Raw genomic sequence first — 15,231 nt, 5'->3', positions numbered from 1 at the left:
CTTCGCTTTTGGCAGCCCTGTCATCAGGCCGCGCGCATCTCGTGTTTCTCGCGCTTTGCCAGCCATTGCTCGGCAAAGCGCATGATCTCGTCCTCAGTCGTCTCCAGCCCTAGCGACACGCGGATCGCACTGGCCGCGGTCTGCGGGTCGTGCCCCATCGCGGTCAGCACCCGGCTGGCGCGGACCTTGCCGCTGGAACAGGCGGAGCCCGCCGATATGGCAAAGCCCGCAAGGTCCATCTGCATCACCTGCGTCTCGCCCTTCCACCCGGGTGTGGCAAAGCAGGACGTGTTGGGCAGGCGATCGACGTCTTTCCCGACAAAAATAGTCGTCTTGGCGCCAGCCTCAAGTGTCTTCTCTAGAATATTTCTAAGGTGCGCAACCCGATCCCACGCGCCATCGGCCACATCCTCGGCCGCGGCCCGTGCGGCGGCGGCAAATCCGGCCATGCCGATGATGTTCTCGGTGCCCGAGCGGCGGCCCATTTCCTGCCCGCCGCCGCGGATCATCGCGGGCACCTCCTGCCCCCGCCGCAGCACCAGCGCGCCGATGCCCTTGGGCCCGCCCAGCTTGTGCGCCGACACCAGGGCCATCCGCGCGCCAGACGCATCGAAATCCACCGGCAGCTTTCCCAGGGCCTGCGTCATGTCGCTGACCGCGATGCCCGGCGGCACCTCCTGCAGCACCCCGGTCTCCGAATTTGCCCATTGCAGCACCGATTGCCCCGGATCGGCAACGCGCACCCTGCCCGCGGCGTCCACCGCCAGGCTGTCGTCGACCCATGCGCCGACCGCGTCATGCTCCACCGCCGCCCCGTGCAACCCGCGCTCCGCACAGGCCAGCGCGGCCGCCTCGGTCGCACTGGCGGTAAAGACGATATCGGCCTCCCCGGCCCCCATCGCCTGCGCCAGATCGGCCCGCGCGCGCTCCATCAGCGATTTGGCGGCTCGTCCCTCTGCGTGCACGCTCGACGGGTTGCCCAGGACATCCATCGCCGCGATCATCGCGGCGCGTGCCTCGGCCCGCAGTGGGGTCGTCGCGTTATGATCCAGATAGACGCGCGTCATGGCTTCTTTTGGCTCCAAATACCTCCGCCGGAGGCAAAAAATCTCTCGTCGCGCGGCATCACGTCTCGTCCACCACGTCGAACAGGTGCGGCACCGCAGGGCATGGCGCCAGTTCGTTGGCCACCACATCCGACAGGCGGGTTTGGTGCAGGAACACGTAGACATGCGCGCTCAACCCCTCCCATAGGCGGTTGGTCAGCGACTGCGCGCGGCTGCCCGATGCGCCGCCCGACGCGCCCGCGCCCTTGTGCATCGCATTGACCGTCTCATCCACCGCCGACAGGATATCGACCACCCGGATTTCGGAGGTCGGCCGCGCCAGGCGGTAGCCGCCACCGGGCCCGCGCACCGACGCCACCAGCCCGGCGCGGCGCAGTTTGACGAACAGTTGCTCGAGATAGGGCAGCGACACCGATTGCCGCTCGGAGATATCGCCGAGGGTCACAAGCTGCCCCTCGGGCTGCAACGCGATATCCGCCAGCGCCACCATCGCATAGCGTCCCTTGGTCGACAGCTTCATCGCGTGATCCTCATTGCCGCTGGCATTTGTCTCAACTCATTGACGAAGGCCCTTGAAGTGCCTAAGTCCATCCCCTGCACAGCACCCATCGCCGCGCATACTGATTAGAACCGTTCTAAGGTGCCTTACCGAATTCGTCAAGAATTCAACCAAGGCCTTGGACCACTGTTACAGGGACGCCCATGCCCGAGGTCATCTTTCCCGGACCCGAAGGCCGCCTCGAAGGCCGCTATCACCCGCAAAAAGAACGCGATGCGCCTATTGCCATCGTGCTTCATCCGCATCCGCAGTTCGGCGGGACAATGAACCACAAGGTCGTCTACAACCTGCACTATGCCTTCTACAACATGGGTTTCACCGTTCTGCGGTTCAATTTCCGTGGCGTCGGCCGAAGCCAGGGCGAATACGATCAGGGCATCGGCGAGCTGTCGGACGCCGCCTCGGCGCTCGATTACCTGCAGTCTATGAACAACAACTCCAAGCACTGCTGGGTCGCAGGCTTTTCGTTCGGCGCGTGGATCGGGATGCAGCTCTTGATGCGGCGGCCCGAAATCACCGGCTTTATCTCGGTCGCGCCGCCGGCGAACATGTACGATTTTTCGTTCCTTGCGCCCTGCCCCGCGTCCGGCCTGATCATCAACGGCACCGCCGACCGCGTGGCGCCGCCCGCCGACACGGTGAACCTCGTGAACAAGCTGCACGAGCAGAAAGGCATCACCATCACCCACACCGAAGTCGAGGGTGCCGGCCATTTCTTTGAAGAGCCGCACATGGATACGCTGATGTCCACGACCACCGATTACGTCAAGCGCCGCTTGACCGAAACGACCCGGTAACGCGCAATGAGCCTGACCGAAGACATCGCCGACGAATTGGCCCTCGAAAGCCTCAAGATCATCGATGCCACGGGCGACGACGCTTTCGTGAAACGGGTCGCCGATGCGATCGGCGGCTCGTCCCAGACCATGGAAGAGGCGTATCTGACGGCCGTGCGCGTGCGCCGTGCGGAACAGCGGGCGCGCGCTCTGCTGGGGCAACTGGCGCGCGACATCGCCGCCACAGACACCCCCGCCGCCGGCGAATGACCGCGCGGCTGGAGCGGCAGATCGCCTTTCTGCGCGAGGCCGACAAGCTCAAGACCGTCCTGCGCGCGTCGCGCCTGCATGACGACAGCCGGTTCGAGAATTCCGCCGAGCACTCGTGGCACATCATGCTCTATGCGTTCGTCCTGGCGGAGCACGCGCACGCGCAGGTGGCGATCGACCGCGTGCTCAAGATGCTCCTGCTGCATGACCTCGTCGAAATCGACGCCGGCGACAACCCGATCCACGGTGTCGTGGACCACGCCGCCATGGAGCGCGAGGAGGCCGCGGCGGCGCAGCGCCTGTTCGGCCTCTTGCCGGAGGATCAGGCGGCGGAGTACCGCGCGCTCTGGGAGGAGTTCGAGGCGGCGACGACCCCCGAGGCGGTCTTTGCCAAGGCGGTCGACCGCGTGTCCACCCCGCTCAGCAATCTCGATACGGGCGGCGGATCGTGGCAGGCCTACGACGTGACATTCGCACAACTGGAGACCCGCGTCGGCGTGCCGATCTCGCGCGGTGCGCCGGGGGTCTGGACCTGGCTCAAGCCCAGGCTCTCCGCGTTTTTCGGGGCGAACGGCAGGCTCTGACCGCGGCTATTTGCGCCCCGCCACGATCAGCGCATCGGCGGTCGCGCCGGGGTCGATCAAACAGCTTTCGTGTCCTCCCATCATCTGGACCAACCGGAACAGGCCGAGCCGTTCGGACAGGCGCGGATGCCAGCCATGCGAATGCGGCAGGGCCGCGTCATGCAGCCCGTTGATGTAGGATTTGCCAAGCTGCATCGCGGCGGGGTCGGTCGTCAACGCGATCTGGTCGGTGAAGGTCGCGAAGGGCTGCGGGTTGAGCTTGTCATAGGCCGCCTGCGCCGCGTCGCCATCGCCATCGTTGAAGAACCCGTCGCGCCAGACCGGATAGGGCAGCGTCAGGGAGTTGTCGCCAGATGCCTCGGCCAGATCGCGGAACATCGCGGCGAAATGCGGCGGCACCAGATCCAGCAGGCTGTCGCCCGAATTCGGCACGAAGGCGTTCCAGTAGACCAGCCGCGTGATCCGGTCCGTCATCCGGTCGGCGACGCCGGTGATGACCATGCCGCCGTAGCTGTGCCCGGCCAAAACGATATCGCGCAGGTCGTGCGCCTCGAGGTAGCCGGTGACTGATGCGATGGCCTCCTCCAGCCCGGTGCTCTTGTCGTCCTTGGGTCCGTTGCCGGCCAGTGTCGGCGTGTGCACCTCGTGGCCGCCGGCGCGGATGTGGTCGGCCACGGGACCCAGCAGATCGCCGTCGTGCCACGCACCGTGGATCAATACATATGTCGCCATCGTCTCCCCCCTCACTCCCGACAGGGTCAAGGCTAGCATCGTGGGCGGCCTGCGCGCACGACAAATCACAGCCGGATCGCGACCATTTGGTATGCACTGGTATACAGACTTTCCTCGCCGGATGATCTGCGCTACACCCCGCGCAATCTGACTCGGACATTTTCAACAGGAGCCTTCCTCATGACCAAGATCAAGGTCGATAACCCGGTCGTCGAACTCGACGGCGACGAGATGACCCGCATCATCTGGGATTTCATCAAGAAAAAGCTGATCCTGCCCTACCTCGACGTGGACCTGAAGTATTACGACCTCAGCATCCAGTCGCGCGACGAGACGGACGACCAGATCACGATCGACGCGGCCCATGCGATCAAGCAGTACGGCGTCGGCGTGAAATGCGCGACGATCACGCCCGATGAGGCGCGGGTCGAGGAATTCGGCCTCAAGAAGATGTGGCGCAGCCCCAACGGCACCATCCGCAACATCCTGGGCGGCGTCGTGTTCCGCGAGCCGATCATCTGCTCGAACGTGCCGCGCCTGGTGCCGGGCTGGACGCAGCCGATCATCATCGGCCGCCACGCCTATGGCGACCAGTACCGCGCGACGGACATGAAATTCCCCGGACCGGGCAAGCTGTCGATGAAATTCGTCGGCGAAGACGGCACCGTGATGGAAGAGGAAGTGTTCGATGCGCCGTCCTCGGGCGTCTACATGGGCATGTACAACCTCGACGATTCGATCAGGGATTTCGCGCGCGCATCGTTCAACTATGGCCTCAAGCGCAACTACCCCGTCTACCTGTCGACCAAGAACACCATCCTCAAGAACTACGACGGCCAGTTCATGATCCTGTTCCAGCAGGTGTTCGACGAGGAGTTCAAGGACAAGTTCGAAAAAGCGGGCCTGACCTATGAGCACCGTTTGATCGACGACATGGTGGCAAGCGCCATGAAGTGGTCGGGCGGCTATGTCTGGGCCTGCAAGAACTACGATGGCGACGTGCAGTCGGACACCGTGGCGCAGGGCTTCGGCTCGCTCGGCCTGATGACCTCGCAATTGATGACACCCGATGGGCAGGTCGTCGAAGCCGAGGCGGCGCATGGCACCGTGACGCGTCACTATCGCCAGCACCAGAAGGGCGAGCAGACGTCGACCAACTCCATCGCGTCGATCTTTGCCTGGACCGGCGGCCTCAAGCACCGGGGCAAGCTGGATGGCAATGCCGCGCTGACCAACTTTGCCGAGACGCTTGAAAAGGTTGTCGTGGATACCGTCGAATCCGGCCACATGACCAAGGATCTCGCCTTGCTGGTGGGCCCGGATCAGAAATGGCTGACCACGATGGGCTTTCTGGAAAAGGTGGATGAGAACCTCAACAAGGCACTGGCCGGCTGAACCGTCCAACAAGACCGAAACAGCAAAGGGCCGCAGCACTGCGGCCCTTTTTTTGTGCAAGATCCACAGCCTTGCCGGATTTTGCGACAAATCCGATCCGAAAAATTCGATTTGTCCGGTTTCGGGTGGACGGGTCAGTGCTTCTGCCCTAATTGGCCGCTCATGCAGATCTATGACAGCCCGCCCACCGAACATTCAGTGCTGGAGGACATCCAGGGCCTGAGCCTTGGAGTATTCCTGTGCGGATTGGGGATTCACGTGCTGACGCATGTGGGGCTGATCACCGGGCAGACCGCAGGCCTCGCGGTGATTGTCTCCTACCTGACCGGCTACAGCTTCGGTGCGGTGTTTTTCGTCATCAACCTGCCCTTCTACCTGCTGGCCTATCGCCGGCTCGGGCTTGAATTCACGGTCAAGTCGCTGATGTCCGTCTCGCTCTTGTCGGTGGTCACCGATGCGTTGCCGCTGGGGTTCACGATCGATGTTCTGCACCCAGCGCTGGGGGCGGTGATCTTCGGTGCGACGGTGGGGCTTGGCCTGTTGGCGATGTTCCGGCACAACGGGTCACTGGGCGGCCTGGGCGTTGTCGCGCTGATGGTGCAGGATGGCACCGGATTTCGCGCAGGCTACGTGCAGCTGCTGACCGACGCGGTGATTTTCGGCACCGCGCTGTTCCTGTTTCCGGCGTCCGTGGTGGGCTATTCGCTGCTGGGCGCGGTGGTGCTGAACCTGATCATCACGTTCAACCACCGGCGTGACCGCTACATCGCCACCTGACGGATTGGCCGCCGCCACACGGGCGCGGCGGGCGGGATCAGTGCCCGCGAGAATGGATGCGGTCGTGCAGCCGCGTGATGATCCGGCTGGCGGTCTTTTCGAACAGGCACGGGACAAATGCATGCACCAACGCCGCCCCGCCCGCGGCCAGCAACAGGCCGGCAAAACGCAGCGCAAAGGCCATGTGCTGAAAGAAGGTTTCGTTCACGGTCGCGGGGTGGGTCAGGAAAATGCGTTGAAACATCGGGGCGGCTCCTTGAGGGGGTGGTTTTCACAAGACTACGCCGGATGCCCTGTGAACAGTTCCCAAATGGCGCGGGGATTTGCTTGTTTTTGGGATAATTTCCACCGATACTGAAAAATATGGTGACAATAGATGAAACGGACCGGCGCATTCTGCGCGAACTGCAACGCGATGCGGGCCAGTCGCTGGATCATTTGGGCGATGCCGTCGGGCTGAGCCGCAATGCCTGCTGGCGCAGGATCAAGGCGCTTGAAGCCGCGGGCGTGATCACAGCGCGGGTGGCGATGCTGGACCCCGACCAGTTGGGGCTGGGGCTGATGGTCTTCATGCTCATCCGCACCAACGCGCATGCACCCGACTGGTTGGAGCGGTTCAGCGCGGCAACACGCGGCATGCCCGAAATTCTGGGCGTCTACCGAATGACCGGCGATCTGGATTACTTGATCCGCGCCCGCGTGGCGGATATGGCCGATTATGACCGGCTGTATCAGGCGTTGATCCGGCGGGTTCCGCTGTCGGATGTTTCGGCCAGTTTCGTGATGGAGCAGATCAAGGACACGCACGCCCTGCCCCTGTGACCACCCTTGCTGGAGACCGCCCATGCCGCTGCATTATGTCTATCTCGTCATCGCGATCGCGGCCGAAACGGTCGGCACGACGGCCTTGCAGGCGTCTGCGCAATTCACCCGGCTTTGGCCGTCGATTCTGGTCGTGGCGGCCTACGGTGTGTCGTTCTACTTCATGGCGCTCGCGCTCAGGGTGATGCCGGTGGGGATCGTCTATGCGATCTGGTCGGGGCTTGGCATCGTGCTGATCGCCGGCATCGGATTCGTGGTGTTCGGTCAGCGGCTTGATGTGCCTGCGGTCTTGGGGCTGGCGCTTATCATCGCGGGGATCGTGGTGATCCACCTGTTTTCCGGCAGCGCCACGCACTGACGCGGAACATAATCACCTGCCGTCGCGTTTGGTCGCAATGACACAACACAGGCAGACCGACGCATGAACCAGATCTTGTCCGACCTTTGGGCCACCCTTCCCGCGCCGTTGCGCGACCAACTCGAAGGATACGCATCTGGATTTTGGGCGGTGCTGCCGCAACTGGTCTTTGCGCTGCTGTTCATCGGTGTTCTGTGGCTGGTCATCCGGGTGGTGCGCTGGCTGGTGCCGCGGACCCTGCGCCGGGCCGGCTTGCGCCGGGCGCTGCGCGATGTGGTCATCATGCTGCTGACCGTGGGGCTCTGGCTGTTCGGGACTCTGATCGCCATCACCATCGCCTTTCCGACGATCACGCCCGGTCGCGCGCTGACGGCGCTGGGTGTCGGCGGTGTCGCCATCGGTTTCGCCTTCAAGGATGTGTTCGAAAATTTCCTCGCGGGGGTACTCTTGCTGATCCGCGAGCCGTTTTCCGTCGATGACTACATCGACTGCGAAGGGATCGACGGCCAGGTCGAGACCATAACCATCCGCGACACCCACGTGCGACAGACCGACGGACAGCTTGTCGTCGCGCCCAATGCGATGTTCTTCAAGAACCCCGTGACGATCCGCACCGCGCGCGACGTGCGCCGCACCACCGTGATCTGCGGTGTCGCCTATGGCGAGAACGTGGACCGCGCCCGCGAGGTCATCGCCAAGGCGGTGCGCGGTGTCGACGCGGTGCGCGACGACGTGCGCGACGTCGAGATATTTGCCCAGGAATTCGGTGACAGCGCGATCAACTTCGAAGTCACGTGGTGGACCGGATCGCGGCCCATCGACATCCGGACCTCGCGCGACAAGGTCGTGGCGGCGGTCAAGGCGGCACTGGACGCGGAAGGCATCGAAATCCCTTTCCCCTACAGGACGATGACCTTCGCCGAACCCTTGCGGATCACGACCGACGCCGCCACATCCGATGCCGACGAAGCGGGCGATACCCCTGCGGTGGCGTCGTGACGCGGCGCTCTACGCATTTCCCCTAGCTTTCTGCGCCGCAGCGCGTTATGGGCGGCACAATTCCGGTGGCGGGCCGTCTCGCGCACTGCAACTTTCGGTGCGGCGTCCTGCGCGCCCACACCCCCCTGACAAAGGCAAGACAATGGACCTGCGCAATATCGCAATCATCGCTCACGTTGACCACGGCAAGACGACGCTGGTGGATGAGCTTCTGAAACAATCCGGCACCTACCGCGAAAACCAGGCCACGACCGAGCGTGCGATGGACAGCAACGACCTCGAGCGCGAGCGCGGGATCACCATCCTGGCCAAGGCGACGAGCGTGGAATGGAAGGGCACGCGCATCAATATCGTGGACACCCCCGGCCACGCCGATTTCGGCGGCGAGGTGGAGCGGATCCTGTCGATGGTCGATGGCGTTGTCCTGCTGGTCGATGCCGCAGAAGGCCCGATGCCGCAGACCAAGTTCGTCACCTCCAAGGCGCTGGCCCTGGGCCTGCGCCCCATCGTGGTGCTCAACAAGGTCGACAAGACCGACGCCGAACCTGACCGCGCGCTGGATGAATGTTTCGATCTGTTTGCCAACCTCGGCGCGGACGACGATCAGCTTGATTTCCCCGCGATGTATGCCTCCGGTCGTTCGGGCTGGGCCGACATGGAACTGGACGGCCCGCGCAAGGATCTGTCGGCGCTGTTCGATCTGGTGGTCAAGCATGTGCCAGCGCCCAAGCAGATCGAGAAGCGCGACGCGCCCTTCACGATGCTGGCCACCACGCTCGGGTCCGACCCCTTTATCGGCCGTATCCTGACCGGTCGCGTTGAAACCGGCACGCTGAAGACCGGCGAGACGGTCAAGGCCCTGTCGCGCAAGGGCGATGTGATCGAAAACTTCCGCGTGACCAAGATCATGGCCTTCCGCGGTTTGGGCCAGCAGCCCATCGATCTGGCCGAAGCGGGCGATATCGTGACGCTGGCGGGCATGACCAAGGCGACCGTGGCCGACAGCATCGTGGCGCCGAGCGTGGACACCGCCCTGCCCGCGCAGCCGATCGATCCGCCCACCATCACCGTCACCTTCGGCATCAACGACAGCCCGCTGGCCGGTCGCGACGGCAAGAAGGTGCAGTCGCGCGTGATCCGTGACCGTCTGATGAAGGAAGCGGAATCGAACGTCGCGATCAAGATCAGCGACACCCCCGGCGGCGAGGCCTTCGAGGTCGCGGGGCGCGGCGAATTGCAGATGGGCGTTTTGATCGAGAACATGCGCCGCGAAGGGTTCGAGCTGTCCGTCTCGCGTCCGCAGGTGCTGTTTCGTGAAATCGACGGCGTGCGCAACGAGCCGATCGAGGAAGTCACCATCGACGTGGATGATGATTATTCCGGCGCCGTGATCGAAAAGATCACCGGTGCGCGCAAGGGTGAGTTGGTGGAAATGAAGCCCGCCGGCGCCGGCAAGACACGGATCATCGCGCATGTGCCGTCGCGCGGCCTGATCGGGTATCACGGCGAATTCCTGACCGATACGCGCGGCACGGGTGTTCTGAACCGTGTGTTCCAAGGCTGGGCGCCGCACAAGGGCCCCATTCCGGGCCGTCGCGCGGGTGTTCTGATCTCGATGGAGAACGGCACTTCGGTGTCCTATGCGCTGTGGAAACTGGAAGATCGCGGCAAATTCTTCATCGGGGCGCAGGAAGCGGTCTATACCGGCATGATCATCGGTGAACACAGCCGCGAGAACGACCTTGAGGTGAACCCGTTGAAAGGCAAGCAGCTGACCAACGTGCGGGCCTCGGGCACCGACGAAGCGGTCCGCCTGACGACGCCGATCACCCTGTCGCTGGAGCAAGCCATCGCCTATATCGACGACGATGAACTGGTCGAGGTCACACCCAACGCGATCCGACTGCGCAAGCGGTTCCTTGATCCGCACGAGCGCAAGCGCATGGCTAAATCCGCCTGATCCCAAACGTTTATAAGGCTTAGTTCATGTAGAGGGGGTGGGTTGACCGCCCCCTTTTTTCGTGGGTTCAGGGCGCGACCGTAAAGCTGCCCGTGACGGTCAGCACGCCGTTCGCATCGCGGGTTGCGGCCAAGACCTCGCCCGAGCGGGTGCCACGGCCCGTCAAGGCGCGAATGTTGACCTGGTGGCTGACCAGAAGAACCCGCGCATCCGGCGCCAGCGCCGCCAGCATCTTGCGCACCTCGGCGGTCTGCGCCGCCCTGTCCCCGCGCCCGGCAAAATGGGAATTGAGCGCGCGCACCTCGGTCACGGGGCCAAGGCCAAGCAAGGTCGCGGTGTCGCGGGCGCGGCACCACTGGCTTGTCCATATGGCATCGAAAACCACCCCTGCGGCGCGCAGGGCCGCGCCCGTGCGTCGGGCCTGATCGCGGCCCCGGTCATCCAGCCCGCGCTGCGTGCCGCAGTCCTCCAGCCGAAACCCGGCAGGATCGCCGGTGCCGGGGGCCAGCGCATGTCGCATCAGGGCCGTCATGCCGGGGCGGTCAAGCTTCGCGGCGTCCTGCGCCGGCACGGCAGCCGGCGCCGACAAAGCGATCAGCAAGGCGATTGATCTCAACATTGCCAGCAACATAGGAGCCTTGCCAAAGCTGTCCAGTTAGTGACCTACTCGTCCGTCTCGACGATCAGCAGTTCGCGTTCGGACGCGTCGCGTGCGTGATTTAATGCCATTTGATAGACATCTGATTTATAGCACTTTTCCGCCGTTTCAACATCGGGAAACCGGGCCACGACGTTGCGCGGCCGTGCCTGGCCTTCCAGTTGAACGAAACGACCGCCGCGGGCGATGAACCGCCCGCCGTGATCTGCGATCGCCTGCGTCGCAAGCTCCGCATATTTCTTGTAGGCCTCTTCGTCCGTGACCGTCACATGCGCAATCCAGAGTGCACCCATTGCCTTATCCTTTCATGATGTCTTTTGCGGCCGCGATGGCAGCGTCGGCGTTTGCGGCATCGCGTGCGCCGCCCTGTGCCATGTCGGGCCGGCCACCGCCGCCCTTGCCGCCCAGCTCGGCGACGGCTGCCTTGACCAGATCGACGGCCGACACCCGGTCGGTCAGATCGGCGGTCACACCGGCGGCCACGGCGGCCTTGCCATCGGCATCGGCAATCAGCAGCACGGCGCCGCTGCCGATCTGCGCCTTGTGCGCATCGACAAGCGCCGGAAGATCCTTGCCCGTGACACCCGACAGGACCTGCGCGATCAGCTTGATCCCGCCCACATCCTGCGCTTCCGGCGCGGCGGCCGCGCCACCGGACATCGCCAGTTCGCGACGCAGTTGCGCCACCTCGTTCGACAGGCTGCGCCGTTCGTCGATCAAGGCCCGCACCCGGTCGGGGACATCGCCCGCGGAGGTTTTCAGAAGGTCCGCCACATCGGTCAGCGCGCGGTCCTGCGCACGCAGATGATCCAGCGCCGCCTGCCCTGTCAGGGCTTCGATCCGGCGCACGCCTGCGCTGCTGGCGCTGTCGCCCAGCAGGACAAACGCACCGATGTCGCCCGTCGCCCGCACATGCGTGCCGCCACAAAGTTCGATCGAATACGTCGTCCCATCGGCGCCCTTGCCCGACCCCTGTTCACGGCCCATCGACACCACGCGCACCTCGTCGCCGTATTTCTCTCCAAACAGCGCCTGCGCGCCCAGGGCACGGGCATCGTCCGGGGTCATGATCCGCGTCTCGACCGGCGCGTTCTGCCGGATAAAGCGATTCACCTCGGCTTCGACCTTTGCCAGATCATCCTGCCGCAGCGCGCTGGAATGACTGAAATCGAACCGCAGCCGGTCATGGGCATTCAACGATCCGCGTTGTGCCACGTGATCGCCAAGCGCCTGGCGCAGCGCTTCGTGCAGCAGATGCGTTGCGGAATGGCTGGCGCGAATGGCTGTGCGGCGGGCGTGATCGACCTCCAACACCGCCGCGTCGCCTGCGTCGATCGTGCCTTCGGTGACGGTGGCGAAGTGGATGAACACGCCTGCGGTCTTGCGCGTGTCGGTGATCTTGGCGCCCCCCTTGGCGGTGCGCAGAACACCGGTGTCGCCAACCTGGCCGCCGCTTTCGGCATAGAACGGCGTCTGGTTCAACGCGATCTGCACGGTTTCGCCCGCGGCCGCGCTTTTGGTCATCTCGCCGTCCGTGATCAAGGCCACGATCTGCGCCTCGGCGGTTTCGGTGTCGTAGCCAAGGAAATCGGTGGTGCCATGCTTGTCGGCCACATCGAACCAGATCGTCGCATCCGCCGCCTCGCCAGATCCGGCCCACGCCGCCCGCGCCTTGGCCTTTTGCGCTGCCATTGCGGTGTCAAAACCTTCGGTTTCGACCGCGCGGCCCTTTTCACGCAGCGCATCCTGCGTCAGATCCAGCGGAAAGCCGAAAGTGTCATACAGCTTGAACGCCGCAGCCCCCGGCAGATCCTGCCCCTCGGGCAGGCCCGCCAATTCGTCGTCCAAAAGCCTCAAACCCCGTTCGAGCGTCTGTTTGAAACGGGTCTCCTCCTGCTTCAGGGTCTCGGTGATCAGCGCCTGCGCCTGCCCCAGTTCGGGATAGGCCGCGCCCATCTGGCCCACCAGCGCGGGCACCAGCCGGTACATCAGCGGGTCCTTGGTACCCAGAAGATGCGCATGCCGCATCGCGCGCCGCATGATCCGGCGCAGCACGTAGCCGCGGCCATCGTTGCTGGGCATCACGCCATCGGCAATCAGGAACGAGGTGGAGCGCAGGTGATCCGCGATCACCCGGTGGTGCGTCTTGCCCGGCCCGTCTGGATCGGTGCTGCTGGCATGGGCACTGGCCTCGATCAGGTTGCGCATCAGGTCGGTGGCATAGTTGTCGTTGGTGCCCTGCAACAGCGCCGCGACCCGTTCGATCCCCATGCCGGTATCGATGGACTGGTTGGGCAATTCGGTGCGGCTGCCATCCTCGAACTGCTCGTATTGCATGAAGACGAGGTTCCAGATCTCGACAAAGCGATCGCCGTCCTCTTCCGGGCTGCCCGGCGGGCCGCCCCAGATGTGATCGCCGTGATCGAAAAAGATTTCCGAACTTGGCCCGCAAGGTCCGGTGGGGCCCATCATCCAGAAATTGTCATCCGTGGCGATCCGGATGATCCGGTCGTCGCCCAAGCCGGCGATCTTTTTCCAAAGCTCCGCCGCCTCGTCGTCGGTGTGATAGACAGTGACGTACAAGCGGTCCTTGGGTATCCCAAGCTCGCGGGTGATCAGGTTCCAGGCGTATTCGATGGCCTCGGCCTTGAAATAATCGCCAAAGCTGAAATTACCCAGCATTTCAAAGAAGGTATGGTGGCGCGCGGTATAGCCTACGTTGTCCAGGTCGTTGTGTTTGCCGCCGGCGCGCACGCATTTCTGCGCCGTCGTCGCGCGGGTGTAATCGCGCGTCTCGACCCCGGTGAACAGGTTCTTGAACTGCACCATGCCCGAGTTGGTGAACATCAGCGTCGGGTCGTTGCGCGGCACCAGCGGGCTCGATGGGACGATCCGGTGCCCCTGCTGTTCAAAATAGCCCAGAAAGGTTGAGCGGATATCGTTGAGCGTTTGCATGCAGGCGGCCTTTTTGGGCTGTGAAATTCAGTTTGCGTTCAAATACCCATCTGTTCCGGCACTGTCCACCGCAACCGCGCAGGGTGGCAGGCCCGCCGAACGAAACAGGGCGCGCCGGTCTGGCGCGCCCTGGGGGGATGGTCTGTCGCGGCGGCGTTGCCGCGCGATCAGGCCTCCAGAATGTCGTCGTCCGCTTTCTTGGACATCGGTTCGGTGAAATCAAGCCCGTGCGCGGCGCGAATCTTGTCTTCGATCTCATGGGCCATCTGCTTGTTTTCACGCAGGAACGTCTTGGCGTTCTCGCGACCCTGCCCGATCCGCTCGTCGCCATAGCTGAACCAGGAGCCGGATTTGTCCACCACCCCGGCCAATACGCCCAGATCCAGCAGTTCGCCCATCTTGGAGATGCCTTCGCCGTACATGATGTCGAATTCGACCTGCTTGAACGGGGCCGCGACCTTGTTCTTGACGATCTTGACGCGCGTGGCGTTGCCCACGACCTCGTCGCGGTCCTTGAGCGCGCCGATGCGGCGAATGTCGAGCCGGACGGAAGAGTAGAATTTCAGCGCGTTGCCGCCCGTCGTCGTCTCGGGGCTGCCGAACATCACGCCGATCTTCATCCGGATCTGGTTGATGAAGATCACCATGCAGTTGGAGCGGCTGATCGACCCGGTGAGCTTGCGCATCGCCTGGCTCATCAGGCGGGCCTGCACCCCCACCGAACTGTCGCCCATATCCCCTTCGAGTTCCGACTTGGGCGTCAGCGCGGCGACGGAATCGACCACCACCATGTTCACCGCCCCCGAGCGGACCAGCGTATCGGTGATTTCGAGCGCCTGTTCGCCGGTGTCGGGCTGCGAGATCAGAAGCTCGTTGATATCCACGCCCAGTTTCTTGGCATAGTTGGGATCGAGCGCGTGTTCGGCGTCGACAAAGGCGCAGACGCCGCCGGTCTTTTGCTGCTCGGCCACGCAGTGCAGCGTCAGCGTCGTCTTGCCCGAGGATTCGGGGCCGTAAATCTCGATGATCCGCCCCATGGGTAGGCCGCCGATACCCAGCGCGATATCGAGGCCAAGCGAGCCTGTCGAGCTTGACTTGATGTCCTGGATCGCGCCTTCGGCGCCCAGTTTCATGATGGACCCCTTGCCGAATTGCCGTTCGATCTGCGCCAGCGCAGAGTCGAGAGCCTTCTGCTTGTCCGCCTGTTTTTTGTTGTCCATACTCAAAAGATCTGCCGTTGCCATTGCGTTTCCCCTTAGTGTCATATCTGCGCGCTGGCGGCAATGCGTGCCAGGCGCGCAGGTTTGGGTGTTCCTGCT

General features: G+C 63.7%; 17 protein-coding genes. 9 read left to right on the top strand and 8 right to left on the bottom strand.

Annotation, left to right across the window (positions count from 1 at the left end; all coding sequences use genetic code 11):
- Positions 1 to 23 precede the first annotated feature (23 nt).
- Together FDT80_RS03095 and iscR are read right to left on the bottom strand one after the other, a co-directional pair.
- Positions 24 to 1,067, bottom strand: coding sequence for a cysteine desulfurase family protein (locus FDT80_RS03095; RefSeq protein WP_138660765.1), 1,044 nt, complete (start codon positions 1,065 to 1,067; stop codon positions 24 to 26).
- A 58-nt stretch (positions 1,068 to 1,125) separates the two neighbouring features.
- Positions 1,126 to 1,587, bottom strand: coding sequence for a Fe-S cluster assembly transcriptional regulator IscR (gene iscR, locus FDT80_RS03090; RefSeq protein WP_138660764.1), 462 nt, complete (start codon positions 1,585 to 1,587; stop codon positions 1,126 to 1,128).
- A 182-nt stretch (positions 1,588 to 1,769) separates the two neighbouring features.
- Here iscR and FDT80_RS03085 point away from each other — a divergent pair, with 182 nt between their 5' ends.
- The 3 genes from FDT80_RS03085 to FDT80_RS03075 are packed head-to-tail and all read left to right on the top strand — an operon-like array spanning position 1,770 to position 3,256.
- Positions 1,770 to 2,423 (top strand): alpha/beta hydrolase, encoded by a 654-nt coding sequence (locus FDT80_RS03085; protein ID WP_138660763.1) that lies wholly within the window; start codon positions 1,770 to 1,772, stop codon positions 2,421 to 2,423.
- 6 nt (positions 2,424 to 2,429) lie between these two features.
- Positions 2,430 to 2,672, top strand: coding sequence for a hypothetical protein (locus FDT80_RS03080; protein ID WP_138660762.1), 243 nt, complete (start codon positions 2,430 to 2,432; stop codon positions 2,670 to 2,672).
- Positions 2,669 to 3,256, top strand: a complete 588-nt coding sequence (locus FDT80_RS03075) for an HD domain-containing protein (protein ID WP_138660761.1) — start codon at positions 2,669 to 2,671, stop codon at positions 3,254 to 3,256. The genes FDT80_RS03080 and FDT80_RS03075 overlap by 4 nt, the downstream gene beginning before the upstream one ends.
- 6 nt (positions 3,257 to 3,262) lie before the next feature.
- Here the strand turns inward: FDT80_RS03075 and FDT80_RS03070 are convergent, their stop codons facing one another.
- Positions 3,263 to 3,988 (bottom strand): alpha/beta fold hydrolase, encoded by a 726-nt coding sequence (locus tag FDT80_RS03070; RefSeq protein WP_138660760.1) that lies wholly within the window; start codon positions 3,986 to 3,988, stop codon positions 3,263 to 3,265.
- Between the two features lie 180 nt (positions 3,989 to 4,168).
- Between FDT80_RS03070 and FDT80_RS03065 the strand changes: the two genes are divergently transcribed.
- Together FDT80_RS03065 and FDT80_RS03060 are read left to right on the top strand one after the other, a co-directional pair.
- Positions 4,169 to 5,383, top strand: coding sequence for an NADP-dependent isocitrate dehydrogenase (locus FDT80_RS03065; RefSeq protein WP_138660759.1), 1,215 nt, complete (start codon positions 4,169 to 4,171; stop codon positions 5,381 to 5,383).
- A 162-nt stretch (positions 5,384 to 5,545) separates the two neighbouring features.
- Positions 5,546 to 6,160: a YitT family protein gene (locus FDT80_RS03060; protein ID WP_138660758.1), complete on the top strand. Its 615-nt coding sequence runs from the start codon at positions 5,546 to 5,548 to the stop codon at positions 6,158 to 6,160.
- A gap of 37 nt (positions 6,161 to 6,197) precedes the next feature.
- Here the strand turns inward: FDT80_RS03060 and FDT80_RS03055 are convergent, their stop codons facing one another.
- A complete protein-coding gene (locus tag FDT80_RS03055; protein WP_138660757.1) occupies positions 6,198 to 6,404 on the bottom strand; it encodes a DUF6356 family protein in 207 nt (68 codons plus the stop codon).
- 119 nt (positions 6,405 to 6,523) lie between these two features.
- Between FDT80_RS03055 and FDT80_RS03050 the strand changes: the two genes are divergently transcribed.
- From FDT80_RS03050 to typA, 4 genes are all read left to right on the top strand, one after another.
- Positions 6,524 to 6,982 (top strand): Lrp/AsnC family transcriptional regulator, encoded by a 459-nt coding sequence (locus FDT80_RS03050; RefSeq protein ID WP_138660756.1) that lies wholly within the window; start codon positions 6,524 to 6,526, stop codon positions 6,980 to 6,982.
- A 22-nt stretch (positions 6,983 to 7,004) separates the two neighbouring features.
- Positions 7,005 to 7,340, top strand: coding sequence for a DMT family transporter (locus FDT80_RS03045; RefSeq protein ID WP_138660755.1), 336 nt, complete (start codon positions 7,005 to 7,007; stop codon positions 7,338 to 7,340).
- Positions 7,341 to 7,403: 63 nt separating this feature from the next.
- Complete coding sequence (locus FDT80_RS03040) at positions 7,404 to 8,339, top strand: mechanosensitive ion channel family protein (protein WP_246039817.1); 936 nt, start codon at positions 7,404 to 7,406, stop codon at positions 8,337 to 8,339.
- A gap of 142 nt (positions 8,340 to 8,481) precedes the next feature.
- On the top strand, positions 8,482 to 10,299 hold the full coding sequence (typA, locus tag FDT80_RS03035) for a translational GTPase TypA (protein ID WP_138660754.1): 1,818 nt from the start codon (positions 8,482 to 8,484) through the stop codon (positions 10,297 to 10,299).
- A 67-nt stretch (positions 10,300 to 10,366) separates the two neighbouring features.
- Here the strand turns inward: typA and FDT80_RS03030 are convergent, their stop codons facing one another.
- From FDT80_RS03030 to recA, 4 genes are all read right to left on the bottom strand, one after another.
- Positions 10,367 to 10,918: a histidine phosphatase family protein gene (locus tag FDT80_RS03030; protein WP_138660753.1), complete on the bottom strand. Its 552-nt coding sequence runs from the start codon at positions 10,916 to 10,918 to the stop codon at positions 10,367 to 10,369.
- A 44-nt stretch (positions 10,919 to 10,962) separates the two neighbouring features.
- Complete coding sequence (locus tag FDT80_RS03025; RefSeq protein ID WP_138660752.1) at positions 10,963 to 11,250, bottom strand: DUF1330 domain-containing protein; 288 nt, start codon at positions 11,248 to 11,250, stop codon at positions 10,963 to 10,965.
- A 4-nt stretch (positions 11,251 to 11,254) separates the two neighbouring features.
- Complete coding sequence (gene alaS, locus FDT80_RS03020) at positions 11,255 to 13,912, bottom strand: alanine--tRNA ligase (RefSeq protein WP_138660751.1); 2,658 nt, start codon at positions 13,910 to 13,912, stop codon at positions 11,255 to 11,257.
- 167 nt (positions 13,913 to 14,079) lie between these two features.
- On the bottom strand, positions 14,080 to 15,156 hold the full coding sequence (gene recA / locus FDT80_RS03015; RefSeq protein WP_138660750.1) for a recombinase RecA: 1,077 nt from the start codon (positions 15,154 to 15,156) through the stop codon (positions 14,080 to 14,082).
- Positions 15,157 to 15,231: the final 75 nt, after the last annotated feature.

The organism is Sulfitobacter sabulilitoris (genome assembly GCF_005887615.1).
Lineage (GTDB): Bacteria > Pseudomonadota > Alphaproteobacteria > Rhodobacterales > Rhodobacteraceae > Sulfitobacter_E > Sulfitobacter_E sabulilitoris.
Note: the sequence above shows the minus strand (reverse complement) of the source record. Positions and strands in the feature narration are given on the sequence as shown.